Here is a 26,945-nt window from a genome sequence, read left to right as displayed (position 1 = left end):
TTTTAATTGACTCGTCAATCAACAAAAAACCATAAACCCCTAATGCTGACCTCACAGGGAGACTTCAGATGAAACTTCGCACCACCCTTTCCGCCGCCGCGCTTGCCGTGGCCGCCGCCCCGGCCTTTGCCGCCGGGCACGCCGAATGTGGCACTGTCACTTTTTCCGACGTGGGCTGGACCGACATCACCGCCACCACCGCCGCGACCACGGTCGTGCTGGATGCGCTCGGCTATGACACCGACGTAAAGGTGCTGTCGGTGCCGGTGACCTATACCGGTCTGGCCGAAGGCGACGTGGACGTATTCCTTGGCAACTGGATGCCGACGATGGAGGCCGACATCGCCCCCTACCGCGAGGCGGGCACCGTCGATACCGTCCGTGCCAACCTTGAAGGCGCGAAATATACGCTGGCCGTGAACAAGGCCGCCGCCGATCTTGGCATTGCCGATTTCGCCGACATCGCCGCCCACAAGGACGCGCTGGAAGGCCAGATCTTTGGCATCGAGCCGGGCAATGACGGCAACCGCCTGATCATGGACATGATCGCCGCCGACGCCTTTGGCCTGACCGGGTTCGAAGTGGTCGAAAGCTCGGAACAGGGGATGCTGGCGCAGGTCGCCCGCGCCGATGAACGCGGCGAGCCGGTCATCTTCCTTGGCTGGGAACCGCACCCGATGAACGCCAACTTCGACATGTCCTACCTGACCGGTGGTGACGACTGGTTCGGCCCCAACCTTGGCGGCGCGACCGTGTACACCAACACCAGTGCGGGCTACGTCGACGCCTGCCCGAACGTGGGCAAGCTGCTTCAGAACCTCGAATTCACGCTGGCCATGGAAAACGAGATCATGGGCGCGATCCTGAATGACGGGGAAGAGCCCGAAGACGCCGCCACCGCTTGGCTGGCCGCCAACCCCGACGCCTGGGCTGGCTGGCTGGACGGCGTGACCACCATGGACGGGGGCGATGCCGCCGCCGCCGTGGCCGCGGCCCTTCAGTAAACGACACCCGGACGGGCGGCCCCGCGTGGGCCGCCCGTTTCGCATGTTACCGCAAGAGGGGCCAAAGCCCCCGAAAGGACAGGGAATGGAGTGGCTTGAGGACAACAAGATCCCCGTGGGCAAGGTTGCCGGGGATGCCTTTGACTGGCTGGAATCGAAGGGCGCCTTTTTCTTTGATGCCCTGTCAGACGTTCTGGATTGGATGATCGACGCCTTTCTTTGGCTTCTTCAAACCCCCAATCCGCTGATCATCATTGCCCTGTTTGCTGCCCTGACGTGGTGGCTGCAACGCAGCTGGAAACCCGCCCTGTTCACGGTGCTGGGCTTCCTGTTCATCATCAATCAGGGGTACTGGGAAGAAACCACGGAAAGCCTGACGCTTGTGCTGTCGGCCTGTGTGGTCTGCATGGGTGTGGGTGTGCCGATCGGCATCGCCGCCGCGCACCGGCCCCGCCTGTATCAGTGGATGCGCCCGGTGCTGGACCTGATGCAGACCCTGCCCACCTTCGTCTACCTGATCCCGGCGATCGTCTTTTTCGGCATCGGCATGGTGCCCGGGCTGATCGCGACGGTGATCTTCGTTCTGCCCGCGCCGATCCGACTGACCTATCTTGGGGTCTCCTCGACCCCGCAACCGCTGCTGGAAGCGGCGCAGGCCTTTGGCGCGACCAAGCAACAGGTGCTGTGGAAGGTCGAACTGCCCTCGGCCCTGCCGCAGATCATGGCCGGGTTGAACCAGACCATCATGCTGTCGCTTTCGATGGTGGTGATCGCGGCCCTTGTGGGCGCTGACGGTTTGGGCGTTCCGGTTGTCCGGGCCCTGAACCAGGTAAACACCGCCAAGGGCTTTGAAAGCGGGTTCGTCATCGTTGTGGTGGCAATCCTTCTGGACCGGATGCTGCGGATGGAGCGGAAGTGATGACCAAGACAACCAACCCGACCGCGACCGCCGGAGTGGCCGTCGAATTCGACAACGTCTCCATCGTCTTCGGCGAGAAGCCGGAAGAGGCCCTGCCCCTGATGGACGAAGGCATTGAACGCCCCGAGATCCAGCAGAAGACCGGCCAGGTTCTGGGCGTGCATGACTGTTCCCTGACCGTAGCCGAGGGCGAAATCCTTGTGCTGATGGGCCTGTCAGGGTCCGGCAAATCCACGCTTCTACGCGCGGTCAACGGGCTGAACCCGGTCTGCCGTGGCGCGGTCCGGGTCTGCGACGGCAACGCGCTGGTTGACGTGACCCACGCCGACAGCGCCACCCTGCGCCGGATGCGCCTGTCCCGCGTCGCCATGGTGTTTCAACAGTTCGGCCTGCTGCCCTGGCGCACGGTTCGCGAAAACGTCGGGCTGGGGCTGGAACTGGGCGGAATGGCCGCCCCGGAACGCCGCGACCGGGTGGATACCCAGCTGCAGCTAGTGGGTCTGTCTGACTGGGCCGACCGCAAGGTGGGCGAATTGTCCGGCGGCATGCAGCAGCGGGTCGGCCTTGCCCGCGCCTTTGCGACCGAGGCCCCGATCCTGCTGATGGACGAGCCGTTTTCGGCGCTCGACCCGCTGATCCGCACCAAGTTGCAGGATGAATTGCTGGAGCTACAGCAAACCCTGAAACGCACGATCATCTTCGTCAGCCACGATCTGGACGAGGCCTTCAAGATCGGCAACCGCATCGCGATCATGGAGGGCGGGCGCATCGTGCAATGCGGCACCCCGCGCGACATTTTCAGCAATCCGGTGAACGAATACGTGGCGGATTTCGTGGCGCATATGAATCCGCTGGGCGTGCTGACCGCGCGTGACGTGATGGTCGATGGCGCGGCGGACGGGCCAGAGGTCGGGCCGGAAACCCCGGTGAAGGACCTGATCGACCAACTGCACGGCGTCCCTGCCCTGTCCGTGGTTGAAGGCAGCACCCGGCTGGGCGTTGTCACGCAAAGTTCGGTCCTCGCGCGGATCGGCTGAAAGGGATGCGCCTGCCCCGGCAAGGGGCGGGCGTAATCCGACCCCTACGCCGGATCGAACCCGTATCCGAACCGAGCGATATCCGCCGCGCAGAACCGCGCCACCAATGCCGCGTCCCTGTCTGAATAGTAGAGACGCCAGTCCCGGTCACGGTCCGAGGCATTCACCCGCCCGACCGCCAGCGAAAAGCCAAGATGCGCCTCGAATGGCTGGATGTCTTCGGCCAGATGTTCCAACCGGATAAAGAGGTTTGCATGTTCGACCCCTGCCCCATCGGTCAGGTAGCGGGCATAGGGATTGGCGTGAAAGCTTTGCCCGACCATCGGCGCGTTGAGGAAGGTGCTGAAGTCCGTGGCCTGCGCCAGACGGACGGCGGGATGGTCGAAGGTCTGGGTTTGCAGCCAATGGTAATAGCTCACGAGCCGGTCCCAGGGGTTGCGCACCAGTGAGACGCAGTAGAGGTCAGCCATTTCTGCGCGGCTGATCAGACCTTCCACGTCAGCAAGGGTCGAATGTTTCCACAGCCGCCCGGCCGCCTGCACCCCCTTCAGCCGCTTGCGCCGCCGCAGCGCCTTTGGCGTGTCGCCGATCAGGATATCATCGGCCTTGGCCCGCGCCTCGAGCGCGAGCGCCAGCGCGGTGCCCCCGGTCTTGGGCGCATGGGCAAAGATGTAACGGCGACCGCGCGAGATAATCATGCCCGCAGGCTAGGGCCCGACAGCGTCCCCCACAAATGAAAATCGCCCGGCCTTTGCGGGACCGGGCGACCATTTCTTGCGCTGCGGCGGATCAGCCGACCAGAACCGCGTCCGACAGGATGTCGGTCGTCGGGATCGGGCCGCTCAGATCGTTGGGATCATAGGGGTTGTCGAAGACCGTATCGTATCCCATGTCCTCGAGCGCGGCGATCGAGGTCAGCGACAGGTAGTTCGCGTCGTTGATGTAGCCGGTCATGATCTCGTTGACGAACAGCACCTCGTCCCAGTGGCCGCCAGCGGTCCCCGCCGCGCCATCCATTTCGATCGGTACGCCGAAATCGAACCCGTCAGACGCGGCGATATCGGCGAATTCCGATTCATAGACGTCATTGGCGTTCTGGCCGGTGAAGACCAGATCGCCGGTCGCGATCGACCCGGAGGTCAGCCCCATGTAATCCCACAGGGTGCCAAAGCCGAGCGTGTGCAGCATTTCATGCAGCACGATATCGTTGAACAGGCCCAGCGCGTCGAAATCCTCCGCATCGGCGATGTCAAACTCCATGATGCCCGCAATCGGGGTGCCGTCGGCGGTGCGCACCACGGTCGGCCCGGCCTGCCCAAGAATGCCGCCCACCCCGTCGATATCGGTGAGCGAGGCAGAGATGGTGATATCGTCCGTCGCATAGCGACCCCGGTCGATATCGGCCATGTCCGACAGGATCAGGTCGGACAGGAATTCGGCGGCGTCGATAAACGCCTGCTGAAGCGCGGCGGTCCAGGTGCCGGAGAATTCGATGGTGATGTTGAACCCCGAGCCGTCGCTGCTGCCGGAGGTGTATTCGGTCAGAAGGGTCGGGTCGCCGCCGCCGGGTTTGCCGCCACCGCCGCCGCCGGGCTTGTCGCCGCCGCCGCCACCACCGCCGCCACCACCGCCGCCGCCCTTGGCGTCGCCGGAAACGTCAACAAACGTGATCCCGGTCGCCCCAAGGCTGATCTGGGAATAGGCGCCCATGCCACCGAAACTATAGTCAGCTGCGGGGCCAAAGGTGGTCACATCGGCAGGGCCGCCGCCCTGCCCGCCAAAGTCGAATTCATCGACGGCATCGTCGAAAAAGTCCGGAAAGTCTTTCATCTGATCCTCCTGTGCCCCACGCCCCGCCATACTGCGCCCCGAACAGGGCATGGGGCAAGAGCAGGGTTTTCACAATTTTGCCCGTTTCAAATACAAAAGGCCGCCATTCCGAAGAACAGCGGCCCATTGTTTCGCAGTTGGAAACGGTGGCTTAGCCGACCAGTTCCAGACCCGAGAAGAAGAATGCGATTTCTTCTTTCGCGGTTTCCGGGGCGTCCGACCCGTGAACCGAGTTTTCGCCGACCGACTGGGCGAACTCGGCACGGATGGTGCCAGCGGCGGCGTCGGCCGGGTTGGTGGCGCCCATCACTTCGCGGTTCTTGGCAATCGCGCCTTCACCTTCAAGCACCTGCACCACGACCGGGGCAGAGGCCATGAATTCGCACAGTTCGCCATAGAAGGGGCGCTCGGCGTGCACGGCGTAGAACTGGCCAGCCTGGGCCGGGGTCAATTGAATCCGCTTCTGGGCGACGATGCGCAGGCCGGCATCTTCGAACTTGGCGTTGATCTTGCCGGTCAGGTTGCGGGCGGTGGCATCGGGTTTGATGATCGAAAGGGTGCGTTCAACAGCCATCTGTCTAGCCTCTTCTTTGCATGGGCGGTTGGCCCGGGTTGGAATTTGGCGCCGCCCTATCACGGGCAGCGGCGCAGGGGAAGGCCAAGAAACGCGATTGCGGCGCGGCAGGGGGGCGATAGTCTGCGCCCCATGATCCGTATTCTGCGACACCCGGTCTTTGCCCATCTCTTTGCGGCGCAAGTGGTGGCCCTTCTGGGCACCGGCCTGTTGACGGTCGCGCTAGGGTTGCTGGCCTATGACCTTGCCGGGGACCGGGCGGGGTTGGTGCTGGGCACGGCCTATACGATCAAGATGGTGGCCTATGTCGGCCTTGCGCCTTTGTCTGCGGCGATCCTGTCGCGTGTCCCGCGCAAGCCGCTGTTGATCGGTGCGGACCTGATCCGCGCGGGGGTGGCCCTGTCGCTGCCCTTTGTCAGCGACATCTGGCAGATCTACCTCTGCATCTTCCTGCTCCAGACGGCTTCGGCCACCTTCACCCCCGCCTTTCAGTCAACCATCCCCGAGGTTCTGACCGACGAGGCCGATTATACCCGCGCCCTGTCCCTGTCGCGGCTGGCCTATGACATCGAAAACCTCGTCAGCCCGGCGCTGGCCGGGGCGCTGCTGCTGATCGTGTCCTACAGCAACCTGTTCTTGGGGACGGTGGCGGGGTTCATTCTGTCGGCCCTGCTCATCTGGCGGGTTGCGCTGCCCCTCCTGCCCCGCGCCAAGGATGCCCCGTTTCGCGAACGGCTGCTGGGCGGGCTGGCCCGCTATCTGGCAACGCCCCGGCTGCGCGGGCTGCTTGCGCTGACCCTGACCGCCGCTGCCGCAAGCGCCTTTGTCATCGTCAACACGGTGGTGATGGTGCGGGGCTCCTACGGGCGGGACGAAGGCGCCGTGGCCCTTGCACTGGCGGCCTATGGCGCGGGATCGATGCTGGCCGCGCTGGTCTTGCCCCGGCTACTGGACCATCGCCCGGACCGCCCGGTGATGCTCGCGGGCGGTGTGGGGCTGGTGGCGCTGATGGGCTTGGCCGCCGCGGGGTTCGCGGGCGGGCCGCCGGGCTGGGGCGTGCTTCTGGGGCTGTGGTTCGGGATGGGACTGGCCTATTCGGCAGTGCTGACCCCCTCGGGCCGGTTGCTGCGCCGCTCCGCCCCGCCCGAGGCGCGCCCGCCTCTGTTCACCGCCCAATTCGCCCTGTCCCACGCCTGCTGGCTGCTGACCTACCCGCTGGCAGGCTGGGCGATGACCGCCCTTGGCCCGGCTGGGGCCTTCGCCGCGCTGGCGCTTCCGGGTGCGCTTGGGGTCGGCTTGGCCCTTTGGCTTTGGCCGATGGGCGATTGACGGCGCCCCCGACCTCTGGCAAGGCGCGGTCATGCTCAAAATCCGCGACATTTCCTACTCCATCGACGGGCGCACCCTGATCGACACGGCCAGCGCCACCATTCCCACCGGCCACAAGGTCGGGCTTGTGGGCCGCAACGGCACCGGCAAGACCACCCTGTTCAAGCTGATCCGGGGAGAGTTGATCCTTGATACCGGCGATGTGGAATTGCCCCGAGGCTGGAAGATCGGCGGTGTCAGTCAGGAAGTGCCCGGAAACGAGGTGTCACTGATCGACACGGTGCTGGCGGCGGATGTGGAACGCGCGGCCCTTCTGGCCGAGGTGACCGAGGACGCCAACCGGATCGCGGAAATCCAGACCCGGCTGGCCGATATCGACGCCTGGAGCGCCGAGGCGCGGGCCTCCTCCATCCTGAAGGGGTTGGGGTTCACCGACGCCGAACAGAAAATGCCCTGTTCGGCCTTTTCGGGCGGCTGGCGGATGCGGGTGGCCCTTGCTGCCGTCCTGTTTTCCGAACCGGACCTGCTGCTACTCGACGAACCGACCAACTATCTGGACCTTGAAGGGGCGCTTTGGCTGGAAAGCTACCTGCGGACCTATCCCCACACCGTGCTGATCGTCAGCCACGACCGGGAGCTTCTGAACCGCTCGGTCACGGGCATCCTGCACCTCGAAGATCTGAAGCTGACCTATTATTCCGGCCCCTACGACAGTTTCGCCCGGCAGCGGGCCGAAAAACGGGCGCTGATGTCGGCGGCGGCGAAAAAGCAGGATGCAAAGCGGGCGCATCTTCAGAAATTCGTGGACCGGTTCAAGGCCAAGGCATCGAAGGCCAAACAGGCGCAAAGCCGGGTCAAGATGCTGGAAAAGATGGAAACCATCCGCGTCCCCGAGGATGCCGCACGCACCGTCTTCACCTTCCCCGCGCCGGAAGAGCTGTCGCCCCCGATCATTGCCACCGAAGGGGCCTGCACCGGCTACGGCGACACCATCGTGCTGCGGGATCTGAACCTGCGGATCGATCAGGACGACCGCATTGCCCTTCTGGGCCGCAACGGCGAGGGCAAATCGACCCTGTCAAAGATGCTGTCGGGCCGGCTTGAGGTCATGGCCGGCCGGATGAGCATGTCGAACAAGCTGCGCATCGGCTTCTTTGCCCAACATCAGGTCGAAGAACTGCGGGTCGACGAGACCCCGCTGCAACACATCATCCGCGCCCGCCCCGGCGAGGCGCAGGCCAAGCTGCGCGCGCGGCTGGCGGGCTTTGGCCTGATGGCGGCGCAGGCGGAAACCGAGGTGGGGCGCCTGTCGGGCGGGCAAAAGGCGCGTCTATCTCTGCTTTTGGCCACGCTGGACGCGCCGCATCTGCTGATCCTCGACGAACCGACCAACCACCTTGATATCGAAAGCCGCGAGGCGCTGGTCGAGGCCTTGAACGCCTATACCGGCGCGGTGATCCTTGTCAGCCACGACATGCACCTTCTGTCGATGGTGGCCGACCGTCTGTGGCTGGTGAAGGACGGGCGCGTCGGCCCCTATGACGACGACCTAGAGGCCTATCGCCGGATGCTGTTGCAGGTGGAAAAGCCCACCGAGAGGGCGAAGCCGGAAAAGCCGAAGGCCCCCAAGCCGACCCGCGATCAGATCCTTGCGCTGCGGGCCGAGGTTCGCAAGGCCGAGGACCGCGTCGCCAAGATCGAGGAAATGCGCGAACGGCTGGCCAAGAAACTGGCCGATCCAGAGCTCTACGAGGATACCAAGAAGGGCGAGCTGGAGACCTGGAACCGCAAATACGCCGAGATCATGGACGGGCTGGCGCGGGCCGAGGCGCTGTGGGTGGCCGCAAGCGAGAAGCTGGAAAAGGCGGAAAGCGCCTAAGCGATAAATAACTTGAAAGCCCGCGCAGCGCCTGCCCGTGGGGTGGCGATTTGGCGTTTTCAGTGGCGTGATTTATCGTGCCACCCCGCCTGACTTTCCCGCAGGTGTGCATCATTGCAAAATCGCCAGCCCGCCGGGACGGGCAGGCGATGCGCGGGCGGCCTTCGGCCTTGTTCCCGCGCAAGTCACGGATATGGCCAAAACCAGTGGCCCCCCTGCCCGCCCCATGCCATGATGCCCAAAACCGACCGAGCAGAGGCCCCATGACCGATCTTGCCGCCCTCATCACTGCCTTCACCACGCTGTTCGTGATCATCGACCCGATCGGGCTTGCCTCAATCTTCATCGCGATGACGCAGGGCCAAAGCGATGCGGCACGGCGCCGGATGGCGCTGCGGTCGTGCCTTGTCGCCTTTGGGCTGATGCTGGTGTTCCTGTTTCTGGGCGAGGCGGTTCTGACCTTTGTCGGCATCTCGATGCCGGCGTTCCGCATCGCGGGGGGTGTCCTTTTGTTCCTGACCGCGCTGGACATGCTGTTCCAGCGCCGCCAGCAGCGCCGCCGCGAAAACGCGGAAGAGGCCGAACAGGATCACGCCGACGACCCTTCGGTCTTTCCGCTGGCGATCCCGCTGATCATGGGGCCGGGCGCGATCACCACGCTCATCCTGTTAACCGGGCAGGCCCGTGGCCCGCTGGAGTTTGCCGCCGTGGGCGCCGTGGCCACAGTGATCCTCGTGATCGTTTTCCTGACCTTCCTTGCCTCCCCCTTCATCGAGCGGGTTCTGGGAAAGACCGGGATCAACGTCGTCACCCGTCTGTTGGGCATGTTGCTGGCCGCCTTGTCGGTGCAGTTCATCCTGGACGGGCTGCGCAGCTTTGGCATCGCCGGATAGGCCCGCACCATGAGCGAACATGAAATCGGACGCCTGATCTACCTTGTGGTCCTGCTGACCGCCATTGTCGGCTGGGGCTGGAGCCGGGGACGCGGCGCCATGGGCCAGCAATTTCAATACCTGCTGATCTGGGGATTCCTGTTCATGGGGGTGATCGGGATCTACGGTCTTTGGCCGAGCCTGCAAGAGGTGATCTCGCCCCGGCAGGGGATCAGCACCGATGGCGCGATCACCCTGCCCCGCGCGCGGGATGGGCATTTCTATATCACCGCCGATGTGAACGGAACGCCGGTTCGTTTTGTCGTGGATACGGGGGCATCCGACATCGTGCTGCGACAGGAAGACGCCCGGCGGGCGGGGATCGACACGGGAAGCCTCAGCTACCTTGGCTCGGCCCAGACCGCCAACGGGATCGTCGCGACCGCGCCGGTGATACTGGACAGCCTGAGCGTCGAAAGCATGACCGACCGCGATGTGCGGGCCGTTGTGAACGGGGGCGAGTTGTTCGACAGCCTCTTGGGTATGTCCTACCTGAACCGGTTCGAAAGCGTCGAAATCCGGGGCGACCGTCTGATCCTGAACCGATAGGGTCTATCTATACGAAATGCGCCCGCCACCGGACGGGCGCGTGCCCGACGCTGGCGCATCGGGCCGGGCTTTGGATCACAACTCTTTCGCGATCTTGCGCAACTCGAACTTCTGGATTTTGCCGGTCGAGGTCTTGGGCAGCTCCTGAAATACAACCTTTTTCGGGGTCTTGAACCCGGCCAGCCGCTCGCGCGCAAAGCCGATCAGCGCGGCCTCGTCCACCTCGGCCCCGTCTTTCACCTCGACAAAGGCGCAGGGAACCTCGCCCCATTTGTCATCTGGTTTGGCCACGACAGCACAAAGCAGAACCGCAGGGTGGTGCATCAGCGCGCCCTCCACCTCGACCGACGACACGTTCTCGCCGCCGGAAATGATGATGTCCTTCGCCCGGTCCGTGATCTTGATATAGCCGTCGTCGTGCTGGAACGCGATGTCGCCAGAGTGGAAATACCCGCCTGCGAAGGCCTCTTCGCTGGCCTCGGGGTTTTTCAGATAACCCTTCATCACCGAATTGCCGCGCAGCATGATCTCGCCCACGGTTTCATTGTCCCAGGGCACAGGCGTCATGGTGTCGGCGTCCATCACCACGGCCTCTTCCATCATCGGCTGGATCACACCGGTCCGGGCCTTGATGGCGTAACGCTCTTCGGTCGGCAGGTCGTTCCAGCCGTCCTTCCAATAGCATTCGGTGACATGTCCATAGGTTTCGGTCAGCCCGTAAACCTGCGTCACCTTGAAGCCCAAGGGTTCGATCCCGGCCAGCGTCGCGGCAGGCGGCGGGGCGCCTGCGGTATAGGTGGTGACGATATGGTCGAACGGACGACGGTCGCTGTCCTTGGCGTTGATGATCGTGTTCAGCACGATCGGCGCGCCGCCCATATGGGTGATCCCTTCATCGGCGATGGCGTCATAGATGCCCTTGGCCGTCACATCCCTCAGGCAGATCACAGTGCCGCCCACAGCAGGGATCGACCATGTGTGGATCCAGTTGTTGCAGTGAAACAGCGGCACGATGGTCAGGTATTTGCTGGCCTCGGTCAGCCCGAAGGTCATGCAGGTGCCCATCGAATGCAGATAGGCCCCCCGGTGCGAATAGACCACGCCCTTGGGCCGCCCGGTCGTGCCCGAGGTATAGTTCAGCGCAAGGCTTTCCCATTCGTCTTCGGGCATGATCCAGTCAAACTCCGGATCGGCGGCGGCAAGGAAATCCTCGTATTCGGTGTATGTGCTAGAGGCTGGGAAGCCTGCGTCGGGATCGGCCACTTCGATGATGCGGGGGCCATCGCCCTCCATCGCGTCAATCGCCGCCTCGGCAAGGGGAAGAAGCGCAGTATCGACCAGCGCCACCTTGGCCCCGCCATGGCCGAAGATATAGGCGACCGTATCCACGTCCAGACGGGTGTTGATCGTGTTCAGAACGGCGGCGCAGGCAGGCACGCCGAAATGCGCCTCGGCATGGGCGCCGACGTTGGGCAGCAGCGTCGCGACCACATCGCCCGGCGCAACACCCGCCGCAACAAGGGCCGAGGCCAGCCGCGTGCAGCGGTCGTGATACTGCCCGTATGTCAGGCGGCGGACGCCATGCACCAGCGCTTCGCGTTCCGGGAAGATCAGGGCCGCGCGGCGCAGGTGGCTTAGCGGCGTCAGCGGGACAAAGTTCGCCCTGCGCCGTTCCAACCCGGTTTCATCTGCCATCCAGCCCATCGCCAACCTCCCCTGAATGTCGTTTTCGGACGAGAGTATTGCGGCGGCGCAGCGGAAAAGAAAGGGCAAAAGAACAAAGGGTCCGGCGAATGGACAAAAATGTAAGACATTTTGCAGCTGCGGGATACATCTTCTGCGGCATGGCCGTGATCGGGTTGTCGGACAATGCCATGCCGCTCCTGACGCCGGTGACCAGCCTGTGGGTGTTCCACCTGATGCGGTCGGCCATGGTCATCGCGATGCTGTTGGGGATTGCCCTGTTCGCCGGTCTGCCCCTTCTGCCGAAAAGCTGGCTGTGGGTCACCGGGCGGAACCTGTTTTCGGGCGGCGCGATGTTTCTCTACTTCGGGGCGCTGGCCTTTGTTCCCATCGGGGTCGCGGTGGCGGGGCTGTTCACCGCGCCGGTCTGGGTTCTGTTGTTTTCCGTCGTGTTCCGGGCCGAACGGGTCGGCTGGGTCCGCTGGCTGGCCGTGGCCATGGGCTTTGGCGGGGCGGTTCTGGTCATCAACCCAGCGGCGGGCGGGCTGACGCTGGCCGCCGTGGTGCCTGTCATGGCCGGGGTTCTTTACGCCATCGGGGCGCTGGCCACCCGCAGCTGGTGCGAGGGCGAAGGCACCGCGCCGATGCTGTTTTCCTACTACCTTGTCATCGGGGTCGGGGCGCTGATCGGGCTGGGCGTACTGGCGCTGGCCCCCATGCAGGCCGCGCCGGACGCCGCCGGCTTCGTCGCCCGGGGCTGGGTCACGCCAGACCTGCCCACCTGGGGCTGGATCGGGTTTCAGGCCGTCACCTCGATCATCGGGGTTGGGTGCCTGACCAAAGGCTACCAATTGGGCGAGGCGACCTATGTCGCCATCAACGAATACGCGCTGCTGGTCTTTGCCTCGGTCTTTGCCTGGGTGCTGTGGGGCCAGACCCTGTCGTGGACCGAACTGGCCGGTATGGCGATGATCGTCGGATCGGGCGCGGCGATTGCGCTGCGGACCCCGCGTTAGGCGGGCGTCAGCGCGCCGACCGTCCAGCCATCGGTGGTGTTGAAGGGGATCGCCTTGTTTTCAGCCCGGGTTTCGCAGGTCACCCCTGCCCCGGTCGTGGTCATCCGCACATCCACCCCGCTGGAGGGGGTCATCAGGAAATAGGACGGCAGGCCCTTGTTCCCGACCTGCTTGCGCACGGCCTTGGCCTGTTTGCCCCATTGCATCTTGGACTTGCTGTTCCAACCCGACCCGGACGAGGTCAGCGCGCCCACGTGATAGATGGAATGGACACCGCCAGCCGATCCGGCCTCGACCTGCGAAAGCAGATTGTCAAAATCCGCCGTGCTGTCGGCGATGGTCAGGTGCATCCCCATCAGCCGCCCGCTGTTCAGTCGGAAGGTGATCGTGGTGCAGGACGACACGCCGGGAAAGAACAGCTGGGTCGGGTGCCAGCCCATCTGGGTTTCACGGATGATATTGACATCGCCCATCTGCCGCCACGTGCCGCGGCTGGCCAGAAACTTCATCCCCATCGTCGATCCCTCCCCCTGCGATCCTGCCCCCACTATGGCAAGTTTGCAGGCATCGGAAAAGAGCGTTGGCGTCAGGCCTCGACCGGACAGTCGCGGCGGATTTCGCGGTCCAGAAGGCCGGTTTCAACCAGAAGGCAACGGTCGCGCGCTTCGTAGTAATAGCCGCGGGCATACCACATGACCGCCGCGTCGATATCGCCATCCGACACAAGCCACGCGCCACGCAGGTAGCGCCCGGCGTACATCAGGTTGGTTTCCGCATCCAAAAGCTCGGACGCGGGGCCATTGTGCCCCATCTGCCGGGCGGTGGCGGGCAGCACCTGCATCAGCCCCCAATAGGGGCCGTTTCGGGCACCCGGCCGGTAGTCACTTTCGCGCTGGATGACCCGGTGCAGCAGTTCCGCCGGGATGCCATGGATCTGGGCGTATTTGTTGACCAACGCCCGCATCTCGGCGGTTTCGCCGGGATAAAGGGCGGGTTCGGACCGGACCAGCGCCTTGTCGGAATGCGGGGTAGAACAGGCGGCCAGAAGGCCAAGGAGGCAGACAAGGGCAAGGCGGCGCATGGCGGAGAATCCGGCAGTTGTGACCCGCGTCTTCTAGGGCAGCGCGGGTCATATGGCAAAGCGCCCTGTTGGCGATCGGCGGAAGGGTGCCGGACTGTCAGACCGGCATGATCCGCCGCATCGGCCGGGGCGTGACCTGTTCTGCCCGCGCAGCGACCTTGGCCAGGTTCTTTTCCAGCAACCGGTAGTTGCGGATATTGGCGTTATAGACCACGTCGAACACATCCCCCACCAAGGGGATTGACCCGATCAGCAGGTCGGCCAGCAGGTTGCAGCACATATAGGCCAGCGCCCCCGGCGTGGCCCCCAGCTGGCGCGCCTTCCAGATCATCCAGACCGAGGGCGCCAGTGTCGCCACATCGCCCACAACCGGCAGCAGCCCAAGGATATTATCCAACCCAACGGACCAGTTGGTGCCCGGAATGTAGAACAACGCATCCATCCGCCACGCAACGCGGCGGAGGCGGGCCAGCTCGGAATCGATGGTTTGCGGCTCAATGTTCATGCCATTAACATAGGGATGGGATGGCGCGATGTAAATCTGTTTTGGAAATGAGTTAGAAGGTAAAAACAACAAACTGAGGTGGACTATGTTGAGACCACCTCAGATAAATGGATCTACCGGAAGTTAAGGAGCCATCGGGAATAGCCTCGCCAAGTGATCGACCCCAGAACCGATCTGAAATTTCTACGAAATGGCGAGAGACGGAGCCGGTATCATCGGTGCAGGTCACTGTTCCATAGCCCCATTCTCCTATGGACTCCCTAAGCAAATCGCCCTTGCATTCACCGCCTCCCCCATCCGAGGTCGCGAAAATTGATGCGGTCCGTGCCCCATCAAAAGTGATAGTCCCGACGAAGCCACCGAGGTGCTCCAAACTTGAATTGCTTATGACGGAAATTCCGACGGGAAGAGGTTTACCGAGCGGTACAGGCACACCTGCCGCAGCGAGGGAGGAAGAAGACGCCTCAATACTGTCGTCAAATACTGCATCACCACTAAAGGCAACTTCAGCCATGACCGGCGTATGCAAAAGCCAAAGCAATACAGCGGCGAATTTGAGTTCCAAAGAAATTCTCCACAAATGGCATCACAGGTTTCGATCAATTGGGCTCATCGAAATTGGTCGATTGAAAGAACCTTCCCGCGTCACGCTGGCAATCTGCGAAATCCTGCCAACTGTCGAGTTGCGCATCCGCCTCTATGGTTTTGTGTCATTCATTGTTGGGAACCGCCGCAGCGCCCAGGCGATGCCCACATCCAGTTGGCCAGCGCTGGACTGCACCCCCGATTGACGCAGCGTGCCCGAAGGTCTGCCCCACATCTCGCGCGGGGCGGCCATGTCGAAATTCAGGTCGGGCTGGCCAGCGCTGCGGCAGGTGATCCTGCCCGCCCCATCCGCCCCCGGAGCGGGTCGGGTAATGGTGCCTCGGCAATCCGGGCTGCCGCCCGGCCCTTCAGCCCAGACAAAAACGCGTGTCACCCCTTCAGCCACCATGAAGCCGTGCAGGATAAGGGGCGACCCGTTCGTCGGCGTCAACTGCACCACCAGATGCACCGATGGCCCCTGCCCCCGGCCCTGCCCCTCGTGATCGGCGGTGGGGATATCCGCCCGGCGCGGCAGGTCATCGGCCAGCGCCGCCCCGGCGATCAGGCATGCGAGGATCGTCGCGCCCGGTTTCATCCCGGTTTCACCAGCCCGATCCGGTTCATGAACTCTTCCAGCTCCGACCGGCCAACATCGAAACTTTCGGCCTTGATCGCATCGAATTCCTTGCGCAGCGCGGCCTTTTCGGCCCCCTTGCAATCGTTCCACGGGCGGCCCTGCAATCCCATCACAAGGACATAGTAGCCGATAAAATGGGGACGGGTTCCGGCGGCCAGAAGGCGGCGGTAGGCCTCCTTCGCGCCCAGCGCCCGAATCTCCTCGGCCGTGGTGATGCCCGCCTTGGCGAATTCCGCCGCAGTGGCCGGGCCGAGGTTGGGAATGGTGGTGATATCGCTGCACATGGGCGCAGAATGCCCCGGCCGCGGCACGCGCGAAAGCCGGAAAAAGGGCCAGCCCTGCGCAGCAATGGGAGGATCCCGCGCAACAGGCTGGCCGGTCAGGATACCGGACCCCGAGGGAGAGGCGGGGCCACGGCGGAGGTTCTGCGTGCCTCAGATCGAGGCGTAATCCTTGAAGAGCGGGACCGGCGCCCCGGTCTGCCCCTTGGTCGGAGGCTTCGGGGCCGGCTTCGGCGCGCTCTTGGTCTTTGACGGACGGGTCAGCATGTCGGACCCCTTTTCTGTCTGCCTGCCTTGAACACGGGCGATCTGCGCCGCCTCGTTCCTTGACCATAGAGTCCAAAACGGGCACCGCGACGGCAGAAATGTGGCGAAAACATGGCACTGTCGCCAATCGCGAAACGATCAGATCAAAGAGGAAATTTTGGCTCCGGCGGTAGGGATCGAACCTACGACCAATTGATTAACAGTCAACTGCTCTACCGCTGAGCTACGCCGGAACACGGGGCGGTATGTAGCAACGGTCTTTCCCGGCGTCCAGAGCTTTTCGCGGAAAAAATGCACAATCGGGCCGGAAAGTTCAGATGATGGAAAAACGGGCGTCGATGGCGGGCTGGGGATCGGCGGATATCAGGTTTTTTCCCACCAGATCAATAAGATGCGCAAAGACGTTCCGTTCGGCCATACCCAGCATCCCCTTGGGGATGTCAGTGTAGATGGCCAGGGTCAGGTCGCGCGCCGTGGCCGTACCCTGTGCGAGAGTGGCGAGGATTTGCGCCTCGCGCCCCCGGCGATGCCCGATCAGCCAGTCGATCCGTTTGTCCGGGTCCGGCACCGGATGCCCGTGCCCGGGCAGGTGCCGCGCCACCCCGATCCCCCGCAGCTTTTCGCAGGAGTCCATGAAATCGGTCAGGTCGCCGTCGGGCGGCGATACCAGCGTGCTGGCCCAGCCCATGACGTGATCCCCCGACAGAAGCGAATCGCCGACCCGCAGGCAGATGTGGTTGCCGAAATGGCCGGGGGTGTGGATTGCCTCGGCCTCCCACCCCGCCCCTTGTAGCACCCCGCCATCTGCGATGGTCTGGTCGGGCCCGAACAGCGGGTCTACCCCCTCGCCACCCCCGGTCAGCCCATCAGCGGCCAGCCGGTCCATCACCTCGGACCGCCCCGCCCTGCTGTCGCCAAAGGCCACGACCGGCGCATCGACGCGGCCCGCCAGCCGCGCGGCAAGGGGCGAATGGTCCACGTGGCTATGGGTGACGATGACATGGGACACGGGCCGGCCTCCGATCGCGGCCAGAAGTGCCTCAAGATGGGTCGGGTCATCCGGGCCGGGATCGACCACCGCAATCTCATCCGTGCCGATCAGATAGCTGTTGGTCCCAAACAGCGTCATCGGCGACGGGTTCGGGGCCAGCACCCGCGAAATCCCGCCCCCCAGATCAACCCGTTTGCCTGTCTCGTCCTGCATTCTCTTCCCTCTTGCCCCGGCCCAAGCTAGCCTGCCCGTCATGGTCTTCCAATGGCTCAAACGCTACATGCCCCGAGGGCTTTACGGACGCGCGGCGCTGATCCTCGTGTTCCCTGTCGTCATGCTGCAGCTGATCGTATCGCTGGTCTTCATCCAGCGCCATTTCGAAGGCGTGACCGAGATCATGTCGCGGGCCGTGGTGCAGGAGATCACCTTTCTGCTGGACGAGATGGCCGCCGCCCCGGACAGCGCCGCCGCGCGGGCCGAAGCCGGGCGGATCGCCGACGCCCTGGATTTCGATCTGGTGTTCGATGCCGCCCCGGATGCGGTTGTCGCGGCCCGACCCTTCTATGACCTGTCGGGCCGGGTGATGCTGGATATCTTCAGCGCCGCGATCCCCGGGCTGGGCCCGACCGACCTGTCCAACTTTCGCGAGGTGCATATCCTGCTCGACACGCCGGAAGGGCCTGCCGTTCTGAGCTTTGGCCGGTCGCGGGTGTCGGCGTCAAACCCGCACCAGCTGATCGTGATCATGGTGGTGATGGGTGCGTTGATGACCCTGATCGCCTATCTGTTCCTGCGCAACCAGCTGCGCCCGATCAAGCGGATGGCCGATGCCGCCGCCGATTATGGCAAAGGCCGGGTCGTCCCCTATACCCCGTCGGGCGCGGTCGAAGTGCGGGCCGCCGGGATGGCGTTTCTGGAAATGCGCGCCCGGATCGAACGCCAGACACAGGCCCGGACGATGATGCTGTCGGGCATCAGCCACGATCTGCGCACCCCCCTGACCCGGCTGCGCCTTGGCCTGTCGATGATGGACGAGGAGGAGGCCGAACCGATGGTCCGCGACGTGGCGGACATGGAGCGGCTGGTGGATGCATTCCTGGACTACGGCCGCGAGGACGCCGCCGACGCCCCGGAACCGACCGACCCGGTCGCCTTTCTGCGGCAGGTGGCCGGGGATTCGGCGCGGGCGGGCCGAGCGGTGGAACTGGGCCGGATCGACGGAATCGACGACACGGCACAGGTGATGCTGCGCCCCATGGCCCTGCGCCGGGCGCTGGAAAACCTGATTGGCAACGGGCTGCGCTATGGCGGCAAGGTGCGGCTGTCGCTGACCGCAAGCGACCGCACCCTGCGGTTCCGGGTCGAGGATAACGGCCCCGGCATTCCCGCCGACCAGCGGGACGAGGCGATGCGCCCCTTCACCCGGCTGGACCCGGCCCGCAACCAGAACCGCGGCACCGGTGTGGGCCTTGGGCTGGCGATCGTGGCCGACATCGCCCGGCTGCATGGGGGCACCCTGCGACTGGGCGAAAGCGCCGATATGGGCGGGCTTTGTGCCGATATCGTCGTGGCGCGCTAGGCGCGGCGCAACCACGTCTTTCATCCCGCGCCCCGGTCCACTATGAAAGCGCGGAACGATTTTGGCAGGCATGGATATGGCACGGCATCTGATCACCTCTGCGATCCCTTACATCAACGGGATCAAGCACCTTGGGAACCTCGTGGGCAGCCAGCTTCCCGCCGACCTCTTCGCCCGCTACCAACGCGAGCGCGGCAACGAGGTGCTGTTTCTGTGCGCCACCGATGAACACGGCACCCCGGCGGAACTGGCCGCGGCCAAGGCCGGCAAGCCCGTCGCCGAATACTGCGCCGAGATGCACGAGGTTCAGACCCGCATCGCCGAAGGTTTTCGCCTGTCATTTGACCATTTCGGCCGCTCGTCCAGCCCGCAGAACCACAAGCTGACCCAGCATTTCGCGGGGCGACTGGCCGAGGCCGGGCTGATCCGCGAAGTCAGCGAAAAGCAGATGTATTCCCACGCCGACGGCCGGTTCCTGCCCGATCGCTATATCGAAGGCACCTGCCCCAACTGCGGCTTCGACAGCGCCCGTGGCGACCAGTGCGACAATTGCACCAAGCAACTAGACCCGGTGGACCTGATCAACCCGCACTCGACGATCTCCGGCTCGACCGACCTTGAGATGCGGGAAACCAAGCACCTCTATCTGTGTCAGTCCAACCTCAAGGACCAATTGGAGGAATGGATCGACACCCGCGAAGGATGGCCAGTGCTGACCACCTCGATCGCCAAGAAATGGCTGAACGACGGAGACGGCTTGCAGGACCGGGGCATTACCCGCGATCTGGACTGGGGCATCCCGGTCAAGAAGGGGGACGAGGATTGGCCGGGCATGGAAGGCAAGGTCTTCTACGTCTGGTTCGACGCGCCCATCGAATATATCGCCTGCGGCTCGGAATGGGTCGAAGCGGGCAAAGGCGACGATTGGGAACGCTGGTGGCGCACCGACAAGGGTGCGGAGGACGTGACCTATACCCAGTTCATGGGCAAGGATAACGTGCCCTTCCATACCCTGTCCTTCCCCGCCACGATCCTTGGGTCCGGCGAGCCGTGGAAGCTTGTCGATTTCATCAAATCGTTCAACTACCTCAACTATGACGGCGGCCAGTTCAGCACATCGCGCGGGCGCGGCGTGTTCATGGATCAGGCGCTTGAGATTCTGCCCGCCGACTACTGGCGCTGGTGGCTTCTGTCCCACGCGCCGGAAAGTTCCGACAGTGAATTCACTTGGGAGAACTTCCAGACCTCGGTGAACAAGGATCTGGCCGATGTGCTGGGCAATTTCGTGTCCCGCGTGACCAAGTTTTGCCGGTCGAAGTTCGGCGAAGTGGTCCCCGAAGGCGGTGCCTATGGCCCGCGTGAAGAGGCGCTGATCGCGGCGCTTCAGGACCGGATCACCACCTACGAGGGGTTTATGGACACCATCGAGGTCCGCAAATCCGCCGCCGAACTGCGGGCGATCTGGGTGCTGGGCAATGAATACCTGCAAGAGGCAGCCCCTTGGGCCACCTTCAAGGAAGACCCGGACACCGCCGCCGCGCAGGTCCGCTTCGCACTGAACCTGATCCCGCTTTACGCCGCCCTGTCCGCCCCCTTCATCCCGGATGCGGCAGAGGCGATGGCGACCGCAATGGGCGTGTCCGCCGACTGGCCGTACAGCGCCGCGTCGGCCCTGACCCGGCTGGCCCCCGGCCATGCTTTCACCGTGCCCGACAACCTGTTTTCCAAGATCAGCGACGAGGCTCGGGAAGACTGGCAGGTCCGCTTTGCCGGAACCCGCGACTGACCGGTTCCATATCCATGCGGCGGCCCGGCTGACAATCGCCGGGCAGCCCGTGGCCCTGCGCAGCAGCGCCGCGCCCTGCCCGCCCGGCCCGGTGCCCGTGTGCGACATCGCCCCCCTGCCCCTTGCCGATGCGTTGCCCGCGCTGGTCGGCTGTCTGGCAAGCGGGGCGCCGTTTTGCGTGTCAGTGACCCCGGCAGGGCTGCAGGAACCGGCGGGAACATTTCATACCGCCACGTCCGGGTCGACGGGCGCGCCGAAACGCATTCGCCGCAGTCACGCGTCATGGATTGCCAGTTTTCGGGAAACAGCACGCCGTTGGGGCGTCACCCCGGACGATCGGTTGGCGGTTCTGGGCGGGTTGGATCAATCCCTGTCGCTTTATGCGCTTGTCGAAGGGCTGCATCTTGGGGTGACCGTCGATGTCCTGACCGGCCTGCGCCCGGACCGGCAGGCTGCGGCGCTGGACGGGGTGACGCTGCTTTACGCGACTCCGACCCAAGTGGGGCAGATCGTGCAAGCCGACCGCCCCCTGCCCGCCCTGCGCCATGTGGCAGTGGGCGGCGGTGCCTTTGGCGCGGCCCAACGCGCCGCCCTTGCCCGTCTTGCCCCGAATGCATCGGTCGAGGTGTTCTACGGCGCGGCGGAAACCAGTTTCGCCACCCTGTCGGATGCGACCACGCCCGAGGAGTCGGTCGGTCGCCCCTATCCCGGTGTTGACCTGCGGGTGGACGAAGCCAGCCTAGTCTGGCTCCGCAGCCCTTATCTGTTTGACGGCTACGCGGTGGGACATTCCGACGGCACACAGATCGTCGACGGATGGGTGACGGTCGGGGAAACCGGATATCTGGACGACGCGGGCAACCTGTTCCTGACGGGCCGCGCCGACCGCATGTTCACCGTGGCCGACCGCAACCTGCACCCCGAGACGATCGAGGCGGTGCTGACCGCCCAGCCCGGCGTGACCCATGCCGCCATCCTGCCCCTGACCGATGCCAAACGTGGTGCGGTGCCGGTGGGGTTCTACGCAGGCGACGCCGCGCCCGAGGTGCTGATGGCTGCCTGCCGCGCGGCCCTTGGCCCCGGCATTGCGCCCCGTTGGCTGCGGCCCCTGCCCGACTGGCCACTGCTGCCCGGCGGCAAGACGGACTTGCGCGCCCTGTCCCGATTGGTCGAGGGTGGCGCATGACCGCCCGCATCCTTGCCGCCCGCCGCACCGCAGTCTGCCCAAGGGGCGGGGCGCTGTCGGCCCTGTCCATCCACGACCTTGCCGCGCCGGTGATCCGGGCGCTTCTGGACGACGCGGGGATCGCACCGGAGGCCGTGGACGAGGTGATCCTGTCCAATGCCATGGGCGGCGGTGGCAATCCCGCGCGGCTGGCCGCCCTTGCCGCCGGTCTGCCCGAGACCGTCGCGGGGTTGAGCATCGACCGTCAATGCGCCGGGGGGCTGGACGCCATCGGTCTGGCAAAGGCGCTTGTCGAAAGCGGACAGGTCCGCGTCGTGATCGCGGGCGGGGCCGAGAGCTATTCCCGCCGCCCCCTGCGGTCCCATGTGCCGGCGTCAGGCGACCCAATCCCCTATGACCGCCCGCCCTTCACCCCCTTCCCCAACCGCGACCCCGAGATGGAAGAAGCCGCCGCCGCGCTTGCCCAGCGATTGGGGATCGGGCGCGACCGGCAGGACGCCTGGGCCGTGGACAGCCATGCCAAGGCCCTTGCGGCGCGCGACAGGCTGGCGTCCGAGATCGTGCCCGTGGCTGGCGTGGTGGCCGACAGTTTCACCCGTGACCTGACCCCGGCGCTGGCCGCGCGGGCCAAGGTGATCACCGGCCCCATTACCCACGCCAACGCCGCCGTCGCGGCGGATGGGGCGGCGTTCTGCCTTGTCGTCGCGGCGGACCTTGCCCCGGATGCGCCCCGGATTACTGGTTTTGCCTCGGTCGGAGGGGCGCCGGACATGCCCGGTCTGGCCCCCGTGGCGGCGATTGGCCGGACGCTGGCGGGGCGGGCTGCGGCGGACCTGTCGGTGGCCGAGGTGATGGAGGCCTATGCCGTGCAGGCCATCGCCTGTGTCGAGGGCGCAGGGCTGGACCCTGCCATCGTCAATCCCGGCGGCGGGGCGCTGGCGCGGGGGCATCCGGTGGGGGCTTCCGGCGCGGTCCTGGCCGTGCGCCTGTTTCACGAGGTCACACGGACGGGCGGAGCGGGGGTCGCCGCAATCGCGGCGGCAGGCGGGATTGGATCGGCGCTGGTTCTGGAAATCTAGGTAGATCGCATAGCCCGCGCTGGTCCTGCCCCTAGTCAAACCCCCGGAAGGTCGCGAACTCTTCGACCGAAAGCCGCTCGGTCCGGAACTGGTTCACCGGGTGATCCCAGTCAGGGTGCCCCAGCGCGATGCCACAGACGACCAACTCGTCCGCGCCCAGCCCCAGATGGTCGTGCACCAGCCGCCCGTGGTTGGCCAGCGCGCCGATCCCGCAGGCCCCAAGCCCCGCATCGGTCGCAGCCAGAAGGAAGGTTTGCAGGCACATGCCCAGATCCATGAAGCACCCTTTGCCCATGTCGGGCCGGATGGTGACGACAATACCCACCGGCGCATCGAAGAACCGGTAATTGCGGTCGAACTGCGCCCGCCGCCCATCAAGATCGCGCTTGTCGATGCCAAGGGCCGCATAAAGGGCAAAGCCCGCCGCCCGTTGCAGCGCCTTCAATTCGGCCGGCATCGGGCGGGGAAAATAGGAATAATCGGCGTCATGCGGACTGCCCGCGGCCTCCGCGCCGGTCAGCGCGGCGGAAAACTCGGCCAAGGGCCTGCCGGCCAGCACATGGAACCGCCCCGGTTGCAGGTTGGCCCCGCTGGGCGCCATGCGGGCGATGTGCAGAAGGTCGGCGACCTGTGCCTTGTCGACGGGTCGGTCCAGAAACGCCCGGACCGAGGTGCGCCGTTCAAACAGGCTGTCGCCGCCCGGCGTCATATCAGCCCCGCGACAGGATCGCGCCGGGCCGGGCCTGATACAGCCCCCGAACGATCAGGCCCGTCACCACGACCTTGACCAGATCGCCGGGGATATAGACCCACAGGATGCCGATGGCGGCAAACAGGGTCCGGTCGGTCAGCAGGTAGAAGCCCACCATGCCAAAGGCATACAGGACCAGCACCCCGCCGATGGCCGCAGCCACCCCGGCCGACAGTGCGATCGGGCCACGCAGCCGTTCCATCACCAGACCGGTGACAAAGGCGGCCACCGGAAAGCCCACGACGAACCCGGCGGTGGGCGAGGCAAAGACGCCCAACCCCCCGCGCCCGCCCGCCAGAAGCGGCAGACCAAGGGCGACCAGCCCCACGAAGAGAAGCATCGACAGCCCGCCCCGTTTCGCGCCCAGAACCGCCCCGGCCAGCATCACCCCAAGGCTTTGGGCGGTGATCGGCACGCCCCAGGGCATGGTGAACTGCGGGATCAGCCCCAGCGCGGCGGTCAGCGCGGCAAAGAGGGCGATCAGGGCGATGGATTTCTCGGGGCTTTGCATCGGGGGTCCTCCGTAATGTCAGGGGCGGTGTATCAGGGCCGAAACTCTGCCGCCACCCCGCCGCGCGCGCGCAGCGCCTCGGCCACATGGTCGGCATCGTCAAGGGCGGACAGAGTCAGGGGCAGGACGATCCGCCATGCGGGCGGTCGGGTGGACCGGGCCTTCCAGGCTTGCGTCAGGCTGCGCGCCCGGTCGCCCAGCACCGGGACAAAGCGGACGACCAGCGCAATGGCCAGCGCAACGGGTGCCGTGCGCAGACCAATCGCGCGGAGGGGCGACAGCAGCCACATCAGCACGTCGATCATGTCGGACAGTTTCGTCGTCAGCGTCACAAGGTTGGCCAGCGCCACCGCCGTGCCCAGCCGCAGGCAGATCGCGGACCCACGGGCCCAATCCCCCGTCACCACATGCCACAAAAGGATCAGCGCAAGCACCAGCCACAGGGGCCGCAGCATCCGCAGGCCAAGCCGGGCGAACCGCACCCCGCCGGTCAGGTAAAACCCGGCAGTGACAGCCGCCGCACCGGCCAGCCAAAGGGGCGATTGCAGGGCGAACAGCCCAACGGTGGACAGCGACAAAGCGGCCAGCTTCCATCCCGCCCGAAGCCGGTGAAACGGGGTCTGAATGTCAGAGGTCAGCGCCAGCATCGGGCAACTCCTGTTCCATCGCGGCGCGGTAGGCGGGAAGCACCGTACCCGGGGCACCATCCCCTATGACCTTGCCCCGCTCCAGCCAGATAACCCGGTCATATCCGGCGATCACAGCCGGATCGTGGGTGATATGCACCAACGTCTGTGGCAGCGCGTCCAGATAGCGGGTTAGAGCCCGCGTGGTCGGGATGTCGAGGCCGGAAAACGGTTCGTCCAGAACGATCACCGCCGGGTCCATCGCAAGGACCGCCATCAGGCAGACTAGGTGTCGCTGGCCCTGGCTGAGGGTGGCGACGGAGCGTCCCGTCCAATGGGATTTGCCAAAGCGGGCCAGCATCCGCGCCGTGGCACCGGCTGCCGCCCCCTTGCCCTGCCCCAACTGCCGCAGGCCAAAGGAAATCTCTTCGTCGACGGTCGGGAAGATGATCTGGTGGTCAGGGTTCTGGAACAACAGGCCCACCGTGCGGATCGCCGCCTTGCGGTCGGTCAGAACGTCAACGCCACCCACCCGGGTCTGGCCCGCCTCGGGCGCGATCAGACCACACAGCACCCGCGCCAGTGTCGATTTGCCGGACCCGTTGCGCCCCACGATCCCGATCCGCCGGTCGGCGGTCTGCACCGATAGCCCGTCCAGCGCCCGCACCTCGCCCAGCTGCACGGTCACACCGTCGATGCTGATCTGTGCCGGGGTGGCGGTGGTCATGGCTGTCCCTTGTCCCTTGGCCGCGCGTGCGTCGGCGCGGACTGAATGGCGCAAGGGGGCGGTGATATCAACGGTTTTCGGGGATCAGGGGTGGTACCCGCGGCCGGACTCGAACCGGCACGGCCTTTCGGCCAAGAGATTTTAAGTCTCCGATGTCTACCATTCCACCACGCGGGCTCTGTGGCCGGGGCTTAGCAGAGCTGCCGGGCCCCGCCAAGGGATCAGAACAGCCGGATCATCTGTAGCCCCCAATAGGCGAACATCAAATCAAGGCCGGTAAGGGCATAGAGGAACCGGGCCGCCTCCCAAAGAAATCCGAACAGGTCGCGGGCAAGGAAAAACACCGCCATCAGGATCATGAACCCGGCCTGTGCGCGGATCCGATACATGGTTTCACGGATCCGGGCCGGGGCCAGCTCGGCCAGCGCGGAATAGCCATCCAGCGGCGGGATCGGCAAGAGGTTGAAGAGGATGAACCCGATCGACAGGTAGATCGCCGTCGACATCAGCGCGACATAGGTTTTCGACCCGAGGGAAAACGTCGAATAGGCAATGAAGATCAGGGCGATCAGGGTCAGGATATCCATGATGATTCCGCCCAGATCGACCCAAAGCTTCTTTCTCTGGTCGATCAGTGCAGGGTTCAGATAGACCGCGCCGCCGGGCAGGAAGATGCCCGACCAGATGAAGATCAGCCCCGGCAGAAGGATCGAGGTGAAGGGATCGGAATAGCGCAGGATATTGAGCGTGAGGTAACCGGAACTGCGCACCGTATAGTCCCCGGCCCGGTAGGCGATGATCGCATGGCCGAATTCGTGAAAGGCCACTTTCAGCGTCATCAGAAGCAGCATGAAGAGGATACCCAGCGCCTTTTCCGCAACTCCGGAAAAGACCCCGAGAAATAGCAGCAGGCCGCTTAGAACAACTGCCGAAGAATGCAGGATGAAGGGAAGCCATTCCCGCTGCCCAATCCGGCGCGGCCGGTGACTCATACGCTGTTTCACTGGTTACTCCCTGACATTTGCCGCATTTGGTCAGGCCGGCGCGGCGGGGGCAAGCCCCTCTTCCTTGACCGCCTGCATCGCCACATAGGTCGATGTATTGGCAAGATAGGGCAGCGTGGAAATCTTTTCCGCCAGAACCAGCCGGTATCCGGACATCGACGCGGTGCGCACCTTCAGCAGGTAGTCAAAGGCCCCGGCGATCAGGTGACATTGTTCCACCTCGGCGATTTTCAGGACAGCGGCGTTGAATTCCGCAAGCGCGGCTTCGCGGGTGTCGGTCAGCTTCACCTCGACAAAGGCGACGTGATCGCGGCCCAGCCGGATCGGATCGAACAGGGCGCGGTAGCCACGGATCACGCCGGATTCCTCCAGCCGCTTCAGACGCGCCTGCGTCGGCGATTTGGACAGGCCGATGCGGCGGGCGAGTTCGGTCACGCTGATCCGGCCCTCGACCGCAAGCACGTCCAGGATCTTGCGGTCGAATGGGTCGATGTCGGAAAATCGTTCGGTCATGGTTTGGCCTGTTTTTCGGTCCGAATGGCTTTCACTTGGATCAATAGCAGGCGAACCGCCCAGCAACAATGCTGTATCTTGGGA

General features: G+C 64.7%; 29 protein-coding genes and 2 tRNA genes. 12 read left to right on the top strand and 19 right to left on the bottom strand.

The annotated features are described in order from the left end of the window. Positions 1–68: 68 nt before the first annotated feature. From choX to choV, 3 genes are all read left to right on the top strand, one after another. The gene (gene choX / locus EU803_RS16440) at positions 69–1,004 is read left to right on the top strand and encodes a choline ABC transporter substrate-binding protein (protein ID WP_129684850.1); all 936 of its coding nucleotides are present in this window, start codon (positions 69–71) and stop codon (positions 1,002–1,004) included. 85 nt (positions 1,005–1,089) lie between these two features. Continuing rightward, the gene (gene choW / locus EU803_RS16435; RefSeq protein ID WP_129684848.1) at positions 1,090–1,923 is read left to right on the top strand and encodes a choline ABC transporter permease subunit; all 834 of its coding nucleotides are present in this window, start codon (positions 1,090–1,092) and stop codon (positions 1,921–1,923) included. Next, positions 1,923–2,960, top strand: a complete 1,038-nt coding sequence (gene choV, locus EU803_RS16430; protein WP_129684846.1) for a choline ABC transporter ATP-binding protein — start codon at positions 1,923–1,925, stop codon at positions 2,958–2,960. The genes choW and choV overlap by 1 nt, the downstream gene beginning before the upstream one ends. A gap of 44 nt (positions 2,961–3,004) precedes the next feature. On the opposite strand, the gene EU803_RS16425 is transcribed toward choV, so the two are convergent. The 3 genes from EU803_RS16425 to ndk all read right to left on the bottom strand — a co-directional run bounded on the left by EU803_RS16425 (position 3,005) and on the right by ndk (position 5,364). Beyond that, positions 3,005–3,658 carry a sulfotransferase family 2 domain-containing protein gene (locus EU803_RS16425; protein WP_129684844.1) on the bottom strand — a complete coding sequence of 218 codons (654 nt, stop codon included), beginning with the start codon at positions 3,656–3,658 and terminating at the stop codon, positions 3,005–3,007. A gap of 91 nt (positions 3,659–3,749) precedes the next feature. After that, entirely contained in the window at positions 3,750–4,790 is a 1,041-nt protein-coding gene (locus EU803_RS18765; protein WP_207209230.1) for a leishmanolysin-related zinc metalloendopeptidase, read from the bottom strand. Positions 4,791–4,941: 151 nt separating this feature from the next. Continuing rightward, a complete protein-coding gene (gene ndk, locus EU803_RS16410) occupies positions 4,942–5,364 on the bottom strand; it encodes a nucleoside-diphosphate kinase (protein ID WP_129684838.1) in 423 nt (140 codons plus the stop codon). Between the two features lie 132 nt (positions 5,365–5,496). Here ndk and EU803_RS16405 point away from each other — a divergent pair, with 132 nt between their 5' ends. The 4 genes from EU803_RS16405 to EU803_RS16390 all read left to right on the top strand — a co-directional run bounded on the left by EU803_RS16405 (position 5,497) and on the right by EU803_RS16390 (position 10,053). Continuing rightward, positions 5,497–6,693: an MFS transporter gene (locus EU803_RS16405; RefSeq protein WP_129684836.1), complete on the top strand. Its 1,197-nt coding sequence runs from the start codon at positions 5,497–5,499 to the stop codon at positions 6,691–6,693. Between the two features lie 31 nt (positions 6,694–6,724). Beyond that, on the top strand, positions 6,725–8,572 hold the full coding sequence (locus EU803_RS16400; protein WP_129684834.1) for an ABC-F family ATP-binding cassette domain-containing protein: 1,848 nt from the start codon (positions 6,725–6,727) through the stop codon (positions 8,570–8,572). A 263-nt stretch (positions 8,573–8,835) separates the two neighbouring features. Further along, on the top strand, positions 8,836–9,465 hold the full coding sequence (locus EU803_RS16395; RefSeq protein ID WP_129684832.1) for a MarC family protein: 630 nt from the start codon (positions 8,836–8,838) through the stop codon (positions 9,463–9,465). Positions 9,466–9,474: 9 nt separating this feature from the next. After that, complete coding sequence (locus tag EU803_RS16390; RefSeq protein ID WP_129684829.1) at positions 9,475–10,053, top strand: TIGR02281 family clan AA aspartic protease; 579 nt, start codon at positions 9,475–9,477, stop codon at positions 10,051–10,053. Positions 10,054–10,128: 75 nt separating this feature from the next. Here EU803_RS16390 and EU803_RS16385 read toward each other — a convergent pair whose 3' ends face one another. Further along, a complete protein-coding gene (locus EU803_RS16385; RefSeq protein ID WP_129684827.1) occupies positions 10,129–11,757 on the bottom strand; it encodes an AMP-binding protein in 1,629 nt (542 codons plus the stop codon). A gap of 89 nt (positions 11,758–11,846) precedes the next feature. Between EU803_RS16385 and EU803_RS16380 the strand changes: the two genes are divergently transcribed. Further along, on the top strand, positions 11,847–12,752 hold the full coding sequence (locus tag EU803_RS16380) for a DMT family transporter (protein ID WP_129684825.1): 906 nt from the start codon (positions 11,847–11,849) through the stop codon (positions 12,750–12,752). Here the strand turns inward: EU803_RS16380 and EU803_RS16375 are convergent. The 8 genes from EU803_RS16375 to EU803_RS16340 form a co-directional block, all read right to left on the bottom strand. Beyond that, on the bottom strand, positions 12,749–13,267 hold the full coding sequence (locus EU803_RS16375; RefSeq protein WP_129684823.1) for a hypothetical protein: 519 nt from the start codon (positions 13,265–13,267) through the stop codon (positions 12,749–12,751). The genes EU803_RS16380 and EU803_RS16375 overlap by 4 nt on opposite strands. Before the next feature lie 71 nt (positions 13,268–13,338). Next, the gene (locus tag EU803_RS16370; protein ID WP_129684821.1) at positions 13,339–13,833 is read right to left on the bottom strand and encodes a lytic transglycosylase domain-containing protein; all 495 of its coding nucleotides are present in this window, start codon (positions 13,831–13,833) and stop codon (positions 13,339–13,341) included. Positions 13,834–13,930: 97 nt separating this feature from the next. Continuing rightward, the gene (locus EU803_RS16365) at positions 13,931–14,338 is read right to left on the bottom strand and encodes a DUF4112 domain-containing protein (protein WP_129684819.1); all 408 of its coding nucleotides are present in this window, start codon (positions 14,336–14,338) and stop codon (positions 13,931–13,933) included. 52 nt (positions 14,339–14,390) lie between these two features. Continuing rightward, positions 14,391–14,903 carry a hypothetical protein gene (locus EU803_RS16360; RefSeq protein ID WP_129684817.1) on the bottom strand — a complete coding sequence of 171 codons (513 nt, stop codon included), beginning with the start codon at positions 14,901–14,903 and terminating at the stop codon, positions 14,391–14,393. A 132-nt stretch (positions 14,904–15,035) separates the two neighbouring features. Beyond that, positions 15,036–15,518: a hypothetical protein gene (locus EU803_RS16355; RefSeq protein ID WP_129684815.1), complete on the bottom strand. Its 483-nt coding sequence runs from the start codon at positions 15,516–15,518 to the stop codon at positions 15,036–15,038. Next, a complete protein-coding gene (locus EU803_RS16350) occupies positions 15,515–15,844 on the bottom strand; it encodes a TfoX/Sxy family protein (protein ID WP_129684813.1) in 330 nt (109 codons plus the stop codon). The genes EU803_RS16355 and EU803_RS16350 overlap by 4 nt, the downstream gene beginning before the upstream one ends. Positions 15,845–16,266: 422 nt before the next feature. Then, a tRNA-Asn gene (locus EU803_RS16345) sits at positions 16,267–16,341 on the bottom strand. An 80-nt stretch (positions 16,342–16,421) separates the two neighbouring features. Further along, a complete protein-coding gene (locus tag EU803_RS16340; RefSeq protein ID WP_129684811.1) occupies positions 16,422–17,312 on the bottom strand; it encodes an MBL fold metallo-hydrolase in 891 nt (296 codons plus the stop codon). A 40-nt stretch (positions 17,313–17,352) separates the two neighbouring features. Here EU803_RS16340 and EU803_RS16335 point away from each other — a divergent pair, with 40 nt between their 5' ends. The 4 genes from EU803_RS16335 to EU803_RS16320 all read left to right on the top strand — a co-directional run bounded on the left by EU803_RS16335 (position 17,353) and on the right by EU803_RS16320 (position 22,729). Further along, positions 17,353–18,678 carry an ATP-binding protein gene (locus EU803_RS16335; protein ID WP_129684809.1) on the top strand — a complete coding sequence of 442 codons (1,326 nt, stop codon included), beginning with the start codon at positions 17,353–17,355 and terminating at the stop codon, positions 18,676–18,678. Between the two features lie 76 nt (positions 18,679–18,754). After that, positions 18,755–20,464 carry a methionine--tRNA ligase gene (gene metG, locus EU803_RS16330; RefSeq protein WP_129684807.1) on the top strand — a complete coding sequence of 570 codons (1,710 nt, stop codon included), beginning with the start codon at positions 18,755–18,757 and terminating at the stop codon, positions 20,462–20,464. Then, on the top strand, positions 20,445–21,650 hold the full coding sequence (locus EU803_RS16325) for an AMP-binding protein (protein ID WP_165352883.1): 1,206 nt from the start codon (positions 20,445–20,447) through the stop codon (positions 21,648–21,650). Before metG ends, EU803_RS16325 begins: the two co-directional genes overlap by 20 nt. Further along, a complete protein-coding gene (locus EU803_RS16320) occupies positions 21,647–22,729 on the top strand; it encodes an acetyl-CoA C-acyltransferase (protein WP_129684804.1) in 1,083 nt (360 codons plus the stop codon). Before EU803_RS16325 ends, EU803_RS16320 begins: the two co-directional genes overlap by 4 nt. A gap of 31 nt (positions 22,730–22,760) precedes the next feature. Here the strand turns inward: EU803_RS16320 and EU803_RS16315 are convergent, their stop codons facing one another. The 7 genes from EU803_RS16315 to EU803_RS16285 form a co-directional block, all read right to left on the bottom strand. Then, a complete protein-coding gene (locus tag EU803_RS16315; RefSeq protein WP_129684802.1) occupies positions 22,761–23,438 on the bottom strand; it encodes a nitroreductase in 678 nt (225 codons plus the stop codon). 1 nt (position 23,439) lies between these two features. After that, a complete protein-coding gene (locus EU803_RS16310; protein WP_129684800.1) occupies positions 23,440–23,991 on the bottom strand; it encodes a biotin transporter BioY in 552 nt (183 codons plus the stop codon). Between the two features lie 32 nt (positions 23,992–24,023). Then, entirely contained in the window at positions 24,024–24,638 is a 615-nt protein-coding gene (locus EU803_RS16305; protein ID WP_129684798.1) for an energy-coupling factor transporter transmembrane component T, read from the bottom strand. Continuing rightward, positions 24,619–25,344, bottom strand: a complete 726-nt coding sequence (locus EU803_RS16300) for an ABC transporter ATP-binding protein (protein ID WP_129684796.1) — start codon at positions 25,342–25,344, stop codon at positions 24,619–24,621. Before EU803_RS16300 ends, EU803_RS16305 begins: the two co-directional genes overlap by 20 nt. A 91-nt stretch (positions 25,345–25,435) precedes the next feature. Beyond that, a tRNA-Leu gene (locus EU803_RS16295) sits at positions 25,436–25,521 on the bottom strand. A 44-nt stretch (positions 25,522–25,565) separates the two neighbouring features. Continuing rightward, positions 25,566–26,348 (bottom strand): site-2 protease family protein, encoded by a 783-nt coding sequence (locus EU803_RS16290; RefSeq protein ID WP_129684794.1) that lies wholly within the window; start codon positions 26,346–26,348, stop codon positions 25,566–25,568. 30 nt (positions 26,349–26,378) lie between these two features. Next, entirely contained in the window at positions 26,379–26,861 is a 483-nt protein-coding gene (locus EU803_RS16285) for an Lrp/AsnC ligand binding domain-containing protein (RefSeq protein WP_129684792.1), read from the bottom strand. Between the last annotated feature and the right edge of the window lie 84 nt (positions 26,862–26,945).

Origin of the sequence: Loktanella sp. IMCC34160, from assembly GCF_004145845.1 — a bacterium.
Taxonomy (GTDB): Bacteria; Pseudomonadota; Alphaproteobacteria; order Rhodobacterales; family Rhodobacteraceae; genus SELP01.
The sequence above is the reverse complement of the archived record's forward strand: the minus strand, read 5'-3'. Positions and strand labels throughout refer to the sequence as shown.